This window comes from Cupriavidus sp. FW305-3-2-15-C-LB2 (assembly GCF_058787575.1).
In genome coordinates this window covers 141430-156439 of sequence record NZ_JBYSZW010000011.1, presented here as the reverse complement: position 1 = coordinate 156439, position 15010 = coordinate 141430, and the positions used below count along the sequence as shown (strand labels likewise).

Here is a 15010-nt window from a genome sequence, read left to right as displayed (position 1 = left end):
ACCCCCACCTAAGGAGCCACCATGCCCGCCACCACCATGCCCTACCGCCGCCTCGGCGCCAGCAACCTGCGCGTTTCGGCACTTTGCCTGGGCACCATGATGTTCGCCGACCAGACCGATGAGGCCGAAGCCGCCCGCATCGTCGCCAGCGCGCGCGACCACGGCGTGAACTTCATCGACACCGCCGACGTGTATACCAAGGGCGCGTCGGAGCAGATGGTCGGGCGCCTGCTGACCGCCAGCCGCCACGACTGGGTGCTTGCCACCAAGCTGGGCAACGCGATGCAGGCGGCGCCCAATCACGGGCACTATTCGCGGACCTGGATCCTGCGCGCGGTGGAGGACAGCCTGCACCGGCTGGCGACGGACTACATCGACATTCTCTACCTGCACCGCGATTATCCCGGCGCGAACCTGGAAGAGGCGGTGCGGGCGATGGGCGACCTGGTGCGCAGCGGCAAGATTCGCTACTGGGCGGTGTCGAACTTCCGCGGCTGGCGCATCGCGGAGATCGCACGGCTGTGCGGCGAGCTGGGCGTGCCGCGCCCGGTGGCATGCCAGCCCTATTACAACCTGCTGAACCGGATGCCGGAGGTGGAGATCCTGCCGGCATGCGAGCACTACGGGCTGGGCGTGGTGCCCTACAGCCCGGTGGCGCGCGGCGTGCTGACCGGCAAGTACGCGCCCGGGCAGGCACCGGGCGAGGGTACGCGCGCCGGCCGCGCAGACCGCCGCATGATGGAAACCGAGTTCCGTGAAGAGTCGCTGCTGATTGCACAGCAGCTCAAGGCCCATGCCGAAGGGCGCGGGCTGACCCCGGGCCAGTTCGCCACGGCGTGGGTGCTGGCCAACCCGATTATCTCGTCGGTCATTGCCGGTCCGCGCACGCTCGCGCAATTCGAGGACTACCTGGGCGCGCCCGCTGCCGTCATCACGCCCGAGGAAGAATCGATGGTCGATGCGCTGGTGTCGCCGGGCCATGCCTCGACGCACGGCTACAACGACCCGGGCTATCCGTTCGGGGGGCGGCCCGTGGCACGCGCGCAGGCAGCCTGATGACCGTTTCGGACAGGGGCGCAATGTGGCTCAGGCGCTGCCTGGAGTGATGCCTGTATGCAACGGCACAATGCCCGCGCGTGCGCTTGCTGCAGGCTGCCTTTACTCCTACTAATATCAAGACAGGCGGCGCGCGGCGTGCGCGCGCCGCGAGAACATTGCGCTTCGAGCCGGTGCATGACAGCCCCTGCGCGCTGCATCGGCCCAACAGGGAAGCCCAAACGTGTCGCGTCGTGGCTGGATCTTCGCTGGCTTGGCGGTCGCCCTTGGTGGGGGCGCCTATGTTGTGTACAGCTTTGTCGCAAGCGAAGTGCACAACTCGCACTTGCAGGCGCGGCTGATCGGCAGCCTGGGGCAGCGGCTGACATTCGAGATCCTGCCGGGCGCCAGCGACAGCATCCGTTTCCCGCATTCCGGGCCCTATGACGCCCGCATGGGCTACGGCCAGGTGCCGCTGTTCGCGCAGCGGCTGGAGCAGCGCGGCTACGTTCCCGCCGAACAGGCGCGCATGTCGCCCGAGATGGTGCGGCTGATCGACGAAGGCCTGTTCACGCCCTACCGCGAGAAGAACCAGGCGGGCCTGCTGCTGCGCGACTGCAACGGGCTGACGCTGGCGTTCGAGCGTTATCCGCAGCGCCAGTACCCGGACTTCGGCACGGTGCCGCCGCTGCTGGTGAGCGCCTTGCTCTATGTCGAGAACCAGGGCCTGCTCAACCCGGAATACCCCAATATGAACCCGGCGCTGGACTGGCGCCGGCTGTCGCGCGCGGTGCTCGACCAGGTGATCCGGCTTGCCGACAAGTCGCATGACGCGCCCGGCGGCAGCACGCTGGCCACGCAGATCGAGAAATACCGGCACTCGCCCGAAGGGCGCACCGCATCGATCCCGGAGAAATTCCGCCAGATGGCGTCGGCGTCGCTGCGTGCCTACCTGGACGGCCCCGACACCCAGCGCGCGCGCGAGCGCATCGTGGTCGACTACCTGAACACGGTGCCGCTGTCGGCGCGCGCCGGCTTCGGCGAGATCAACGGCATCGGCGATGGGCTCTGGGTCTGGTATGGCGAGGACTTCGGCGAGGTCAACCGGCTGCTCAAGGAACTGGACCAGCACGCGCCCGAGCCGCGCCAGGCGCAGGCCTTCAAGCGCGCACTGTCGCTGATCATCTCGCAGCGCCGCCCGTCCTACCACCTGCGCCGCGACGACACCAACCTGGATGCGCTGACCGGCAGCTACCTGCGCCTGCTGGCGGCCAACAACGTCATCACCGCCGAGCTGCGCGACGTAGCGCTGGCGCAGCCGCTGGACAAGGCCGCGCCACCCCAGAGCCCGCCGCAGGAGCCCTTTGTCACGCGCAAGGCCGTCAACCGGGTGCGTGCCGATATCACCCGGCTCACCGGGGTGGAGAGCCGCTACGACATGGACCGGCTCGACCTGACCGTGGACAGCACCGTCAACCGCGAGGCGCAGCGCATCGTCACCGAAACGCTGCAGCGCGTGAACAACAAGGCCGATGCGCGCGCCATGGGCCTGTACGGCCACAACCTGCTGCGCGACCACGACGACCCGTCGAAACTGATGACGAGCTTCACGCTGTATGAGCGCGTGGGCAATGCCAGCGTGGTGCGGATCCAGGCCGACAATATCGACCAGCCCTTTGATATCAACAGCGGCGCGCGCCTGAACCTGGGTTCCACGGCCAAGCTGCGCACGCTGGTGACCTACCTGGAGATCATCAGCGAGCTGCACGCGCGCTATGCCGGCATGACCAGCGCACAGCTGGCCGCGGTGCCGCTGGCACGCCAGGACGCGCTCAGCCACTGGGCGGTCGATTACTTGCTTAAGGCGCGCAAGCCCGCGGAGCGCGAGCTGATGGCCATGCTCGATGCCGCCATGGAGCGCAAGTACTCCGGCGGCGCCGGCGAAGCCTTCTACACCGGCGGCGGCCTGCAGAGCTTCAGCAATTTCGAGCGTGAATCGGGCATGCGCAACCTGACGGTGCGGACCGCATTCCAGCACTCGGTCAACCTGGTCTTCATCCGCATGATGCGCGACATCGTGCGCTACGAGACCTTCCACGCCAGCCCGGACATTGGCGAGCTCTTCGATGACCGCGACGCGCCCGGCCGGCGCGCCTACCTGGAGCGCTTTGCCGACCAGGAGGGCAGCGCCTACATGACGAACTTCTACCAGCGCTACCGCGGCAAGAGTTCTGAGCTGCGCCTGGCCACGCTGCTGGGCCGCGTGCGCATGACTACGCCGCACCTGAATGCGGTGCGCATGTCGGTGGCGCTGCTGAGCGCGCGGCCGCACCTGGACGAGGACAGCTACATCCGCATCATGCGCGCCCGCCTGGGCGACAAGCAGCTGGCCGGCGAAGACCTGAGCGCGCTGTACCGCAAGTACGGCAAGGACAAGTTCAACCTGAACGACCGGGGCTACCTGTCACGGGTGCATCCGCTGGAACTGTGGATGGTGGAGTACCTCGACCAGCACCCCGACGCGACGCTGGCAGAGATCCTGAAGGCCAGCACCGCCGAGCGCCAGGAAGTGTACAAATGGCTGTTCCGCACGCGCAGCAAGGCCGGCCAGGACAACCGCATCCGCACGCTGCTGGAGCAAGACGCCTTCACGCGGATTGCGCGGCGCTGGCAGCGGCTGGGCTATCCGTTCGATTCCCTGACGCCGTCGTACGGCAGCGCCATCGGTGCCGCGGGCGACCGGCCGGCCGCGCTGGCGGAGCTGGCCGGCATCCTGCTGGCGGGCGGCGTAGTCACGCAGAACACGGCGGTGCGCAGCCTGGCGTTTGCCGACGGCACGCCGTACGCCACGCGCTACGTGCTGCAGCCGGGTCCGGGCAAGCGGGTATTGCCGGCCGAAGTGGCCGAACTGGCGCGGCGCTCGATGCTGGATGTGGTGGAGCGCGGCACCGCCAGGTCGATCCGCGGCGCCTTCACGGTGCCCGGGCGCGACGGCGCCACGCTGGCGGTGGCGGGCAAGACCGGCACCGGCGACCAGCGCTACCAGGTCTATGGGCCGGGCGGGCGGCTGATTTCGTCGCGCTCGGTGAACCGCTCGGCCACCTTTGTGTTCACGCTGGGCGAGCGCTTCTTCGGCACCGTAGTGGTCAATGTGAGAGAACCCTATGCGGCGCGCTACAGCTTTACCAGCGCGCTGGCGGTGCGGGTTCTGCGGGCGGTCGCGCCGCAGGTGTCGGCGATGGCGCCGGGTGGCGACCGCCCGCTGCTGCGTTGCCATGATGCCGCGCCCGGCCTGCGTACGCCGCGCGTGCCCGCCATGGCCACGCCGGCCGACGCCGTGCCTGGCGCCACGCTGGCCCAGGGCCTCCAGGGGCCGGCGCGCAGCGGCACGCCCAATACTGCCGCGGTACCGCAGGCGCCTGCCGCGCCCGAGGTACCCGCCCTGGCCGACGCGCAGGACGCCGCCGGCGTGCGTCGCGCCAGTCAGCCCTTGCGCCGGACCATGCCGTAGATCACCAGCAGCACGATCGCGCCAATCACCGACGCAATCCAGCCGGCCGGCTGGCCCGGCAGGTACCAGCCCATGGCGCGGCCGACGTAGCCTGCAGCCAGCGAGCCCAGCACGCCCAGGACGATGGTCATGATCCAGCCCATCTTGTCGTCGCCGGGTTTGACCGCCCTGGCGATCAGGCCGACGATAAGGCCAACGAACACGGTGCCAATGAATGCCATCATGATGCGCTCTCCCGGTAGTGGTCTGAGTCCATGCCGGCCGCAAGGGGCGGCCGGTTGCGCTTCATGATACACGCAGCAGTCTGGTGCGTATGACGCTCAAGTGACAAGCGCAGGCGCTGCCGTCAGGCCTGCGCCAGCCGGAACTGGCCGACCGCGTGATGCAGCGCATCGGCCTGGTCTTCCAGCGAGGCGGCGGCGGCCGCGGCTTCTTCCACCAGCGCGGCGTTCTGCTGCGCCATCTGGTCCATCTGCGACACCGCCTGGTTGACCTGCTCGATGCCGCCGGTCTGCTCCTCGGTAGCCGCGCGCATCTCGGCCATCAGGTCGGTCACGCGCTTGACCGCGCCGACGATCTCGTCCATCGCCTTGCCCGCGCTTTCAACCAGCACCGCGCCGTCGTCCACGCGCTGCGCCGAGTTGCCGATCAGCGCCTTGATCTCCTTTGCAGCGGTGGCGCTGCGCTGCGCCAGCGTGCGCACCTCGCCGGCCACCACCGCGAAGCCGCGGCCCTGGTCGCCGGCACGTGCCGCTTCCACGGCCGCATTGAGCGCGAGGATGTTGGTCTGGAAGGCAATGCCCTCGATCACGCCGATGATGTCGACCACCTTGCCCGAGGCATTCTTGATCTCGCCCATGGTGTCCACCACCTGGCTGACGATGGTGCCGCCGCGCACCGCGATGTCCGATGCGCCTTCGGCCAGGTGGCTGGCCTGGCGCGCGTTCTCGGCGCTCTGGCGCACGGTGCTGGTGAGCTGCTCCATGCTGGCGGCGGTTTCCTGCAGCGACGCGGCCTGTTCTTCGCTGCGGCGCGACAGGTCGGCGTTGCCCGCGGCGATCTGCTTGGCCGCGCCCGCGATCGAATCGGCCGAGCCGCGGATGCTGCCGATTGCGCCGGTCAGGCGCGCCTGCATGCGATGCATCGCATAGAGGACGCTGTGCTCGTCGCCGGGGCGCACCTCTACCTGGCTGCCGAGGTCGCCTTCGGCAATGCGCCCGGCGATGTGCGCCGTGGTGGCAGGTTCGCCGCCCAGCTGGCGCTGCAGGCTGGCCGCCACGCGCACCATCACCAGCGACATCAGCAAGCCAACCCCCAGCAGGATGCCGAACGCCTTCATCAGTTCGGCGCGGAACGCCGCCTCGATGTCGTCCAGGTACAGGCCCGCGATGAAGTTCCAGTCCCACGGGCGGAAGTTGGCCACGTAGCTCAGCTTGGGCTGCGGCGCATCCGCGCCGGGCTTGGGCCACAGGTACTCGACGAAGCCCTTGCCAGGCCCTTTGCCGATCCCGGCGATTTCGCGGAAGAGGTAGACGCCGTTGGGGTCCTTGGTGCCTTCCATGGCCTTGCCGTTCATTTCCGGCTTGAACGGGTGCATCAATACCACGGTGTCCGAGCGCATCAGCGTGAAATAGCCATCGCTGCCGAAGCGCATCGCGCGCACGCGCTCGATGGCCTGATTCCTGGCCTCGTCCTGCGTCAGCTTGCCGGCCTTGGCCAGCGCCTCGTACTCGGCCACCACCGAGAATGCGGTGTCGGTGACGTGGGCCAGGTCCAGGCGCCGCTCTTCCATGCGTAGCGAGCGGATCTGCCACGCGTTCCACAGCGTGATGCCGAGCAGGCAGATCCAGCTCAGCACCAGCGGCAATAACAGCTTCTTCTTCAGGCTCAGGTTGTGCAGCATTGCTTCCACTCCTCCATATTCCGCGCTCTGCGCGTTTTCTTGTCGGCGACACGCCGGCGGCGTCATGCATCGGTGGCGCCTGTCGCATGCGTGTGAGTCATCGCCTTAACGGCGCAGGAGGCAACTAACTTGACTGGGTAATTTCACCCCTTCGGGTGATATGGTTGATTGGCTTACATGTGCCGTCTTGCTTGTGCGTTGCACATCTCTTCCAGCGAACCAGAGCGCCGCGGACAAGTGATCCGTCCCGCTGCTTCACGTTGTAATGCGCTGTAATCCAGCGCCGTCCCGGACCGTTTGCGATTTCAAATGCGAACGATTATCCTTCTCTCTTGCGCCAACCATTGTGCAGACAATGGCACGCCTGAGCCCGTGTGATGCGCGCAAGGGACGCTCCAGCTATCCGTACACAGGCAAGACCGGGCCGCCACTTGGGCCGCGCCCGCCGACCAACCGCAATGACCGAAACCCAGCCGGCCTCCGGCCAACAGCGCCGTTCCTTCTGGCTCAAGCATCTCCACCAGTGGCACTGGATCAGTTCCGCGATCTGCCTGATCGGGATGCTGATGTTTGCCGTTACCGGCTTCACGCTCAACCACGCCGCACAGATCGAGGCCAGGCCCGCGGTCGAGACGCGCCACGCCACCATGCCCACGCGCGTGCTCGACAAGGTGCGGGCCGAAGCGCCGGCGGGCGATGCCCAGGGGCGTGAAAAGAAGGCGCCGGTGCCGCCGGTGCTGGCCGACTGGCTGGCGCAGGCGCTGGACATCGACGCCAGCGGGCGCGAGGCCGAATGGTCCGCCGACGAGATCTACGTGGCGCTGCCGCGTCCGGGCGGCGACGCCTGGGTCAGCCTGGAACTCGACAGCGGCGAAGCCCAGTACGAGAAAACCACGCGCGGCGCCATCTCCTACCTGAACGACCTGCACAAGGGCCGCAACACCGGCGCCGCGTGGAGCCTGTTCCTGGATGTGTTCGCGCTGGCATGCCTGGTCTTCAGCGTGACCGGCCTGTTCCTGCTCAAGCTGCATGCGGCCGGGCGCGTGGGGACCTGGCCGCTGGTGGGGCTGGGGCTGGTGGTCCCGGTGCTGCTGGCGCTCCTGTTTATCCATTGAGTCAACCGTTCCAACCGTTTTCCTTCCTGCATCCCACTGACGAGGTTTCTCCGATATGCGCCGACTGCTCACCGTCACCCTGACCGGCATGGCCGCGGTTCCCCTGGCCGGCCCCGCGCTGGCCGCGGACCTGAACATCAAGGTCGAAATCCCGCGCCTGACCGTGGCCGAGTACCACCGCCCCTATGTGGCGATGTGGGTCGAGCGCGCCGACCAGAGCCCGGTGCAGACCCTGGCGGTCTGGTACGACGGCAAGCTCAGGGACGGCGAAGGCACCAAGTGGCTCAAGGACATGCGCCAGTGGTGGCGCAAGGCCGGCCGCGACCTGCACATGCCGGCCGACGGCATCTCCGGCGCCACGCGCGCGCCGGGCGAGCACGGCGTGAGCTTCAGCGACGACAAGGCGCCGCTGGGCAAGCTGCCCGCCGGCAACTACCAGCTGGTGGTGGAAGCCGCGCGTGAAGTGGGCGGGCGCGAGCTGCTGCGCGTGCCGTTCACGTGGCCGCCGCAAGCCGCACAGACCGCCCGCGCCAAGGGCGAACACGAACTCGGCGGCGTGACCGTCGAACTGAAGCCGTAATCCTTCCGGAGCCAGACGATGAAACCTTCCCTTATGTCCGCCGCATCTACCCGCATCGCCACCCGCGTGGCCGTGCTCGCCCTGGCCGCCCTGGCGCCGCTGGCCGCGCACGCTCACCGCCAGTGGCTGCTGCCGTCGGCTACCGTGCTGTCAGGCAGCGATCCGTGGGTGACCGTGGACGCCGCTGTCTCCAACGACCTGTTCTATTTCGAGCACGTGCCGATGCGGCTCGACAACCTGCAGGTGACCGCGCCCGATGGCAGCGCCGTCAAGGCCGAGAACGCTGCCACCGGCAAGTACCGCAGCACCTTCGACCTGCACCTGACCCAGCCCGGCACGTACCGCGTGGCGGTGGTCAACAACGGCCTGTTCGCCAGCTACAAGGTCGACGGCCAGGCCAAGCGCTGGCGGGGTTCGGCCGAGAACTTCGCCAAGGAAGTCCCGGCCAATGCGCAGGACCTGCAGGTCACCCAGGCCGAAGGCCGCATCGAATCCTTCATCACCGCCGGCAAGCCCAGCGACAAGGGCCTGCGCACCGCCGGCCGCGGCCTGGAACTGGCCCCGATCACGCACCCGAACGACCTGGTCGCGGGCGACACCGCCAGCTTCCGCATGCTGCTCGACGGCAAGCCCGCCAGCAACCTGAAGGTCTCGGTGGTGCCGGGCGGCATCCGCTACCGCGACCAGCTGCAGGAGTTCAGCGCCACCACCGACGCCGACGGCAAGTTCAGCGTCAAGTGGCCGGCCCCAGGCATGTACTGGATGGAAGCCGAGGTGAAGGATGACAAGACCACCTTCAAGCAGGCCAAATCGCGCCGTGCCGTCTATGCGGTGACGGTCGAGGTGCTGCCGCAATAAGCCGGTTGCCGGGTTTGAACCGCGTCCTGGTACCTGTTGCGCTGACCGCGCCCCCACAGCCGCCCGCAGCCGATATGCGGCTGCAGCGCTGGGGCGGCGCGACCATGGGCACGACCTGGTCGGTGGCGGCACTGCTGCCGCCGGCCACGGATGCGGACGCCATCGCCGCCGGCATCCAGGCCGTTCTAGATGGCGTGATCGCGCAGATGAGCAACTGGGAAGCGGATTCCGATCTGAGCCGTTTCAACGGCGCGGCACCCGGCAGCTGGCACGCGCTGCCTGAAGACTGCTTCATGGTGCTGCAATGCGCGCTGCTGGTGGCGCGCGACAGCGGTGGCGCCTATGACCCGAGCGCCGGTCCGCTGGTCGACCTGTGGGGCTTCGGCCCAGCACCGGCGCGCACCGCGCCGCCGTCGCCAGACGCGGTGCAGGCCACGCGCGGCCGCTGCGGCTGGGCCCGCATCGAAGTCGATGCCACGGGCCGGCGCGCCTGGCAGCCGGGCGGCGTGTCGCTGGACTTCTGCGCCATCGCCAAGGGCTTTGCCGTCGACGCGGTGGCAGGCTACCTGTGTGAGCAGGGCCTTGACCACCACTTGACGGAGATCGGCGGCGAACTGCGCGGCCATGGCGTCAAGCCCGACGGCATGCCGTGGTGGGTCGCGCTGGAGGCCCCGCCGGGGCTGGGCAGCGATGCCGCGGGGCAGACGCTGGTGGCACTGCACGGCCTGTCCGTCGCCACTTCCGGCGACTATCGCCGCTATTTCGACAGTGACGGTCGCCGCTACGCCCATACCATCGATCCGCGCACCGGCTATCCGGCCAGCCACGCGCTGGCCTCGGTCACGGTCATCCACGCGCAGTGCATGCTGGCCGATGCGCTGTCCACCGCGCTGACCGTGCTGGGCCCGCAGGCAGGCATGGCGCACGCGCGCCGCCACGGCATTGCCGCGCGCTTCCTGGTGCGCACGCCGGGCGGCTTCGACGAACAGCTTTCCCCGGCCTTTGCCGCGATGCTGGCATGAGCGCGAAGGCCATGCCGGCCGCCATCGCCGGCGCAAGCTGGCTTGCCGTTGCCGGCGGTGTCGCGCTGTCCGTGCTGGGGCCGTCGCGCATGGCCATGGCGGCCGGCGTGGTGGCCGCCTACGCGGGCTTCTGCAGCGCGGTGCTTGCCCACCATCGCCAGCGGCGCGTGCGCGTGGTGGCACCGGCTGGCACGGAAGAGGGCGCGACGCTGGTTGCCTACGCCTCGCAGACCGGGTTTGCCGAACAACTGGCGTTGCAGACCGCCAACGCGCTGCACGGTGCGGGGGTGCCGGTGCAACTGCTGTCGCTGGCCGATGTCGATGCGCGGCGCCTGCAGGCATGCCGCCAGGCGCTGTTTCTGGTCAGCACCACCGGCGAGGGCGACGCCCCCGACAGCGCGTACGGTTTTGCGCGCCGCTTGCTGGCCGGCGCGGATGGCCTGCAGTCCTTGCGCTACGGCATCCTCGCGCTCGGCGACAGCAGCTACGCGCGCTTCTGCGCCTTCGGCCACGCGCTCGACGGCTGGCTGCAGCGCCACCATGCGCAGCCGCTGTTTGACCTGGTCGAAGTCGACAACGGCGATGCCGGCGCGCTGCGCTACTGGCAGAACCACCTGTCGGCCCTGAGCGGCGGCGCGGAGATTGCCGACTGGGAACGCCCGCGCTATGACAGCTGGCGGCTCGCGCAACGCCACCATCTGAACCCCGGCAGCCAGGGTGCGCCGGCATTCCACCTGTCGCTGGCGCCGCAGGGCGATGCGGCAATGGACTGGCAAGCCGGCGACATCGCCGAGATCGGCCCGTGCCACGCACCGGCCGAGGTTGAACGGCTGCTGGCGCGGCTTGGCCTCGACGGCGCCACACCGGTGCGCTGCGACGGCCGCGACGCCACGCTCGCCGATGCGCTGGGCACACGCATGCCGCTGCCTGAGGCGCACTTCGCGGCGATGCAGGGCCTGCCGCCGCAGCAACTGGTGGACACGCTGCCGCCGCTGCCGCACCGCGAATATTCGATCGCCTCGCTGCCGCGGGACGGGCAACTCGAACTGCTGGTGCGGCAGACCCGCTACGACGACGGCCGCCTGGGCCTGGCCTCCGGCTGGCTGACCGAACACGCGGCCGTGGGCACCCGCATCGCGCTGCGCATCCGCACCAACCGCAGCTTCCACCCGCCGGCCGATGACCGGCCCCTGATCCTGGTCGGCAACGGCACCGGGCTGGCCGGGCTGCGCGCCCAGCTCAAGGCCCGCGCCGCGGCCGGGCGGCGCCGCAACTGGCTGCTGTTCGGCGAGCGCTCGGCGCAGCATGATGCGTTCTTTGCCGGGGACCTGGCCGCATGGCAGGCCGATGGCACGCTGCAGCGCGTGGACCATGCCTGGTCGCGTGACGGCGGCGCGCCGCGCTACGTGCAGGACGCCTTGCGCGCGCAGGGCGATACGGTGCGCCAATGGGTGGCGGACGGCGCCGCCATCTATGTCTGCGGCAGCCTGCAGGGCATGGCCGGCGGCGTCCATGACGCACTGGCCGGGATCCTCGGCGCAGACGCGCTGCGCCGGCTTGCCGACGACGGCCGCTACCGGCGCGACGTCTACTGAGCGAACCCGCAGCGGCACACGCCGTGCGGAGATCGGCCGCGCGGCTCGCGCGCTGGCCGGCGATGCACTATCTTCGGTGTGAACTGCAAGACATCTGCAGCCAATCACAACACCGAGGAGACCTGATGTTACGCACCCCCCGCCGCCTGGCCGCTGCGCTGGCCCTGCTCGCCACCACCATCCCGGCCGCCATGGCCGAAGCCCCCGTCCGCAACAACGTGCTGGCCGTGCCCGGCCTGGAAAAGCCCGCCAGCGTGCTGGTCGACCGCTGGGGCGTGCCGCATATCTATGCCGGCACGCTCTACGACGCCTTTTTCGTGCAGGGCTTCATGGCCGCGCGCGACCGCCTGTGGCAGATCGACCTGTGGCGCAAGCGCGGACTCGGCGAAATGGCCAGGGACTTCGGCCCGGCCTATGCCGATGGCGACCGCATGGCGCGCGCGGTGCTGTTCCGCGGCGACATGTACCGCGAATGGCTGGCCTATGGCTCCGACGCCAAGCGCGTGGCCGAGGCCTTCGTGGCCGGGGTGAACGCCTATGTGGCGCTGACCGAGCAGAAGCCCGAGCTGCTGCCGCCGGAATTTCGCAAGCTCAACTACAAGCCTGCGCGCTGGCGCGCCGACGATATCGTGCGCATCCGTCACCACGGCCTGACGCTCAACTTCACCGGCGAAGTCGAACGCGCCCAGCTCTATTGCCAGGCCAAACAGGACGCCCCGCGTGCCGACTGGCTGCGCCGCGAACTCGACCCGCAGATCGAGCCCAGGCTCAGCCCCGGCATCGACCCCTGCACGGTTCCCGCCGCCGAGCTGCGCCGCGCCTACGAACTGGCCACCGCCGCAGCGCGCTTCCCGAAAGAGGCGTGGGGCAATGCGCAGGCCGCCAGCATCCCGCTCGACCAGCTCTACGCACTGGTGGACCCCAACAGCGACGCCGGCCGCAGCCTCGGATCGAACAACTGGGTCATCGGCGGCAAGCGCACCACCACCGGCCGCCCGATCCTGGCCAACGACCCGCACCGCTCGCACGGCGCGCCCAGCCTGCGCTATATCAGCCACCTGAACGCGCCGGGGATGTCGGTGATCGGCGCGGGCGAGCCGTTCCTGCCCGGCATCTCGATCGGGCACAACGGCACCATTGCCTTTGGCCTGACGCGCTTCTACATGGACCAGGAAGACCTGTACGGCTACGAGCTCAATCCGGCCAACCCGCATGAGTACAAGTACAAGGGCCGCTGGGAACCGATGGAGAGCATCACCGAAGAGATCGTGGTCAAGGGCGAGTCCGCGCCGCGCAAGGTCACCATCGACTTCACGCGCCACGGCCCGGTGCTGGTTGCCGATGCCGGCCGCGCGCAGGCGTGGGCGCTGCGCGCCGCGTGGCTCGACTACGGCATGGCGCCGTACTTCGGTTCGATGGACTATATGCGCGCGCGCAACTGGGACCAGTTCCGCGCCGCCATGAACCGCTGGGGCGCGCCCGGCGAGAACCAGGTCTATGCCGATAGCAGCGGCAATATCGGCTGGATCCCGGGCGGGCTGACCGTCAAGCGGCCCAACTGGGACGGCCTCACGCCGGTGGCGGGCGATGGCCGCTACGAGTGGGCCGGCTACCGCAACATGGACGAGCTGCCGTGGGCCTACAACCCCGCGCCAGGCTACATCGTCACCGCCAACGAGAACAACATCCCGCCCGAGCACCCGGCCGCGAAACTTGGCGTGGGCTATGAATGGAGCGACAGCTCGCGCGCGCGCCGGCTCAAGGCCGTGGTGGGCGCCAATGCGCGCAGCTCGGCGCAGGACTCGATGGCGTGGCAGAACGACACCGTTTCGCTGCCGGCCCAGCGCGTGGTGGCGCTGCTGAGGGACGTGCGCAGCGACGACCCGCAACTGGCCCGCGGCCTGGACCTGCTGCGCGGCTGGGACGGCAACGAGCGTGCCGACAGCGCCGCAGCGGCATTGTTCGAAGTCTGGTTCAGCAAACACCTGCGCCAGGCCGTGGTGCGCGCCGCGCTGACGCCCGAAGCCGCACGCCTGGTCGGTGCCGGCGATGCCGCGCGCGTGGTGGCGGTGCTGGAGCAGCCCGGTCCGTGGATGCCGGTGGAGCGCCGCAATGCGGTGATGCTCGAATCGCTGAAGGCCGCCATGGCGGAAGCGGAAGGCAAGCTCGGCCCCGACCCGCGCGCATGGCAATGGGGCAAGCTTCACACTGCCGTGTTCACGCATCCGATGGACCCGATCCTGAGCGACGCGGAACGCCAGCAGTTCAATGTCAACGCCGGTCCGATCGGCGGCTCGGCCTTCACGCCGATGAACACCAGCTACCGCAATACCGACTTCCGGCTGACCGCGGGCGCGTCGTTCCGCATGGTGCTGGATGTGGGCAACTGGGATGCCTCGCGCGTGATCAACACGCCGGGGCAATCGGGCAATCCCGCCAGCCCGCATTACCGCGACCTGGCGCCGTTGTGGGCCAAGGGGGAGTATTTCCCGCTGGTGTATACGCGCAAGGCGGTGGAGAAGGCCAGCCGGGAGCGGTTGGAGTTGGTGCCGCAGTAAGTGGGACAACCCATGCGTTTGAAGTAGCCATCAAGCTCGGCGTACGCACCCCTCTCCCGCAAGCGGGCGAGGGGTGCAAACCGGCGGCGGCGCGTTTGCCGCCTTCCCTTACTTCAACATCTTCAACAGCGCCTGCGCCGCAGCATCAGACGATGCCGGATTTTGCCCCGTCACCAGCCGCCCCGCGATCACGACATGGCTGGCCCAATCCTCGCCACGCGTGAAGCGCCCGCCATTGGCCTTGAGCATATCCTCCACCAGGAACGGGACCACCTTGGTCAGCTGCACGGCTTCTTCCTCGCTGTTGGTGAAGCCGGTCACTTCCTTGCCCTTGACCAAGGGTTCCCCGTCCGCGCCCCTGGTATGGCGGAACACCGCCGGTGCGTGGCATACCGCTCCCACCGGCTTGCCGGCGCGGTCGAACTGCTCGATCAGCGCGGCGGAGCGCTTGTCTTCGGCCAGGTCCCACAGCGGGCCGTGGCCGCCCGGGTAGAAGATGGCGTCGAAGTCTTCCGCCTTCACCTGGTCCAGCGTCAGCGTGCTGGCCAGTGCGGCCCTGGCGGCCGGGTCACCCTGGAAGCGCCGGGTGGCGTCGGTCTGGGCGCCCGGATCGTCGCTTTTCGGGTCGATCGGCGGTTGGCCGCCCTTGGGCGAGGCCAGCGTGATGTCGGCGCCGGCGTCCTTGAAGACGTAGTAGGGCGCTGCGAATTCCTCCAGCCAGAAGCCGGTCTTCTTGCCGGTATTGCCCAGCTGGTCGTGCGATGTCAGCACCATCAGGATTTTCATTGTTCCGCTCCATGTCGGTTCACAGGCAGCCGGGCGAGAAATGCCTC

11 protein-coding genes are annotated in these 15010 nt (G+C 68.9%); 8 read left to right on the top strand and 3 right to left on the bottom strand.

Features of this window, described 5'->3' with window-relative positions; translation table 11 throughout:
• Positions 1-21: 21 nt before the first annotated feature.
• Together AC3WRR_RS11275 and AC3WRR_RS11270 are read left to right on the top strand one after the other, a co-directional pair.
• Positions 22-1056, top strand: a complete 1035-nt coding sequence (locus tag AC3WRR_RS11275) for an aldo/keto reductase (protein ID WP_439669481.1) — start codon at positions 22-24, stop codon at positions 1054-1056.
• A 223-nt stretch (positions 1057-1279) separates the two neighbouring features.
• Complete coding sequence (locus tag AC3WRR_RS11270) at positions 1280-4546, top strand: transglycosylase domain-containing protein (RefSeq protein WP_492296978.1); 3267 nt, start codon at positions 1280-1282, stop codon at positions 4544-4546.
• Here AC3WRR_RS11270 and AC3WRR_RS11265 read toward each other — a convergent pair.
• Positions 4519-4770 (bottom strand): GlsB/YeaQ/YmgE family stress response membrane protein, encoded by a 252-nt coding sequence (locus AC3WRR_RS11265; RefSeq protein ID WP_011617924.1) that lies wholly within the window; start codon positions 4768-4770, stop codon positions 4519-4521. The genes AC3WRR_RS11270 and AC3WRR_RS11265 overlap by 28 nt on opposite strands.
• A 122-nt stretch (positions 4771-4892) precedes the next feature.
• Positions 4893-6449, bottom strand: coding sequence for a methyl-accepting chemotaxis protein (locus tag AC3WRR_RS11260; RefSeq protein ID WP_011617923.1), 1557 nt, complete (start codon positions 6447-6449; stop codon positions 4893-4895).
• A 458-nt stretch (positions 6450-6907) separates the two neighbouring features.
• Here AC3WRR_RS11260 and AC3WRR_RS11255 point away from each other — a divergent pair, with 458 nt between their 5' ends.
• From AC3WRR_RS11255 to AC3WRR_RS11230, 6 genes are all read left to right on the top strand, one after another.
• Positions 6908-7564, top strand: a complete 657-nt coding sequence (locus AC3WRR_RS11255; RefSeq protein WP_492296976.1) for a PepSY-associated TM helix domain-containing protein — start codon at positions 6908-6910, stop codon at positions 7562-7564.
• Positions 7565-7619: 55 nt separating this feature from the next.
• Positions 7620-8144, top strand: coding sequence for a DUF2271 domain-containing protein (locus AC3WRR_RS11250; RefSeq protein ID WP_492296974.1), 525 nt, complete (start codon positions 7620-7622; stop codon positions 8142-8144).
• An 18-nt stretch (positions 8145-8162) separates the two neighbouring features.
• Positions 8163-9002, top strand: coding sequence for a DUF4198 domain-containing protein (locus AC3WRR_RS11245; RefSeq protein ID WP_037024746.1), 840 nt, complete (start codon positions 8163-8165; stop codon positions 9000-9002).
• 14 nt (positions 9003-9016) lie between these two features.
• Positions 9017-10024, top strand: coding sequence for an FAD:protein FMN transferase (locus AC3WRR_RS11240; protein ID WP_174549445.1), 1008 nt, complete (start codon positions 9017-9019; stop codon positions 10022-10024).
• An 11-nt stretch (positions 10025-10035) separates the two neighbouring features.
• Entirely contained in the window at positions 10036-11619 is a 1584-nt protein-coding gene (locus AC3WRR_RS11235; protein ID WP_492296981.1) for a sulfite reductase subunit alpha, read from the top strand.
• Positions 11620-11744: 125 nt separating this feature from the next.
• The gene (locus AC3WRR_RS11230) at positions 11745-14177 is read left to right on the top strand and encodes a penicillin acylase family protein (RefSeq protein WP_492296971.1); all 2433 of its coding nucleotides are present in this window, start codon (positions 11745-11747) and stop codon (positions 14175-14177) included.
• A gap of 108 nt (positions 14178-14285) precedes the next feature.
• Here the strand turns inward: AC3WRR_RS11230 and AC3WRR_RS11225 are convergent, their stop codons facing one another.
• A complete protein-coding gene (locus AC3WRR_RS11225; RefSeq protein ID WP_010810774.1) occupies positions 14286-14963 on the bottom strand; it encodes a type 1 glutamine amidotransferase domain-containing protein in 678 nt (225 codons plus the stop codon).
• Between the last annotated feature and the right edge of the window lie 47 nt (positions 14964-15010).

Coding starts and splice junctions, on each gene's coding strand:
- AC3WRR_RS11245 (WP_037024746.1), top strand. CDS start 8,163: ATGAAACCTTCCCTTATGTCCGCCGCATCTACCCGCATCGCCACCCGC.
- AC3WRR_RS11275 (WP_439669481.1), top strand. CDS start 22: ATGCCCGCCACCACCATGCCCTACCGCCGCCTCGGCGCCAGCAACCTG.
- AC3WRR_RS11265 (WP_011617924.1), bottom strand. CDS start 4,770: ATGATGGCATTCATTGGCACCGTGTTCGTTGGCCTTATCGTCGGCCTG.
- AC3WRR_RS11260 (WP_011617923.1), bottom strand. CDS start 6,449: ATGCTGCACAACCTGAGCCTGAAGAAGAAGCTGTTATTGCCGCTGGTG.
- AC3WRR_RS11235 (WP_492296981.1), top strand. CDS start 10,036: ATGCCGGCCGCCATCGCCGGCGCAAGCTGGCTTGCCGTTGCCGGCGGT.
- AC3WRR_RS11230 (WP_492296971.1), top strand. CDS start 11,745: ATGTTACGCACCCCCCGCCGCCTGGCCGCTGCGCTGGCCCTGCTCGCC.
- AC3WRR_RS11250 (WP_492296974.1), top strand. CDS start 7,620: ATGCGCCGACTGCTCACCGTCACCCTGACCGGCATGGCCGCGGTTCCC.
- AC3WRR_RS11255 (WP_492296976.1), top strand. CDS start 6,908: ATGACCGAAACCCAGCCGGCCTCCGGCCAACAGCGCCGTTCCTTCTGG.
- AC3WRR_RS11225 (WP_010810774.1), bottom strand. CDS start 14,963: ATGAAAATCCTGATGGTGCTGACATCGCACGACCAGCTGGGCAATACC.